Genomic DNA, 1,470 nt, shown 5'->3' on the forward strand with positions numbered 1-1,470 from the left:
GCCGATGGCCACCTGCCCGACGACGACGCTGTTCGTCCCGAGCCAGCTGCCGGCCCCGACCGTGACGCTGCCGTCCGTCCGGGTAATCCCCTGGTTCAGGACGGGCAAGCCGACGTGCCGGTACTCGTGGTCGGTATCGGCGATGAACACGTTCGGGCCGCAGATGACGTTCTCCTCCAGCACGATCGAATTCGCCGCCGACAGCCGAAGGCCCGTGTTCGCCTGGACGCCGTCGCCGATGACGATCTTGGGCCGATAGCCCGTCACGGGCGTGCAGACGTTCAGCCAGTAGCCGGCGCGAAGGACGATCCGGCTGCCCAGCGCGATCTCCGGGGTGCCCTGCATATGCCCCGGCATCTCGATGGCGTTGTTCTCGCCGCGCGAGTAGAACTCGATTCCCTCGAGCGGATCGGCGCCCGGCTCGCTCATCGTTATGCTCACCTCCGAGTCGGCCGCGGCCGCTTCACAGCTTCGCGTAAGTAATCCAAGGGTCGAACGGGAACCGCCGCAGCTCCAGCTCCCGCACCGGGAGCAGCTCCAGCATCGCCTGCGTCTCTCCGGGGAAGGCGGCGCAGTTCAGCTCGTCGAAGCAGACGATCGCTCCCTTCGGCATGCGGGGCAGGAACAGCTCGAGCGCCTTGCGCGTCGGCTCGTACAGGTCGAAGTCGAGGTACAGCATCGCCACGAGCAGGTGCGGGTGCTTGCGGAGGAACGCTTCCCCCGTGCGGAGGAAGTCCCCCGGCACCAGCTCCACGTTCGGGATGTGGCTCAGATGCCGCTCGGCGTCGTACTTGGCGACGGACGCCTTCAGCGCTTCGACCGTATCGCCGCGCATGTCCCCGGGAGCGAACTCGCGAAGCGGCTCCTCGTCCTGCTCCGCGAGCGACGGGAAGCCGGCGAACGTGTCGAAGCCGATGATTTTGCGGGTATGGTTGGACGGTTCGAGAATGTTGGCGAATTGAGCCCAAGCGAACAGTCCGGCTCCGTTGAACACGCCGCATTCGACGATGCTGCCGCCGACGGGCAGCAGCTCCCGGTAAATCTCGTAGCGGGCGAGGAACCGGGCCAGACTGCGCTTCGTCGCGAAGCGCGGGAACGCCTCCAGCTTGTTGAAGAGCGAGGTCTCCGAAGCGCGGAACGACGATTCGGCGAGCCGCCGGATCTGCCGGTCCCGCGCCGATTGATGGCGGGGGATGGCCGCCATGGAGGGCTGCTCCTTGCGCATGAATCATCTACTCCTTCGCATGTTCACGTGGCCATGTCCGCCGGGCCGCGGAGTCGGGCGGCGTACAGGGCGATCTGCGCCAGCGACGCCTCCCGCGCGTCTTCCCCGGCGGCCCACGCCCGGTACCACTCGGCCGTCAGGTCCAAGGCCCGCTCCGCCGTCCAGAGGGGCCGCCAGCCGAGGCGCCGGGCCGCCTTGCCGCCGTCGAGCCGCGGCGGCGACGCCTCCCGCGACGCGTCCCGCGC

At 68.5% G+C, this 1,470-nt stretch carries 2 protein-coding genes and 1 pseudogene; all 3 read right to left on the reverse strand.

Going from position 1 to position 1,470, the window contains the following annotated elements; translation table 11 throughout:
- A partial coding sequence (locus H7B90_RS32400; protein ID WP_221482250.1) for an acyltransferase occupies positions 1-429 on the reverse strand: 429 nt, incomplete at its 3' end.
- Positions 430-463: 34 nt separating this feature from the next.
- On the reverse strand, positions 464-1,225 hold the full coding sequence (locus H7B90_RS32405; RefSeq protein ID WP_185140040.1) for a TylF/MycF/NovP-related O-methyltransferase: 762 nt from the start codon (positions 1,223-1,225) through the stop codon (positions 464-466).
- A gap of 23 nt (positions 1,226-1,248) precedes the next feature.
- Positions 1,249-1,470 (reverse strand): annotated as a pseudogene (locus H7B90_RS32650) (hypothetical protein); the annotation flags it as partial.

It is taken from the genome of Cohnella xylanilytica (assembly GCF_014212175.1).
Taxonomy (GTDB): domain Bacteria; phylum Bacillota; class Bacilli; order Paenibacillales; family Paenibacillaceae; genus Cohnella; species Cohnella xylanilytica.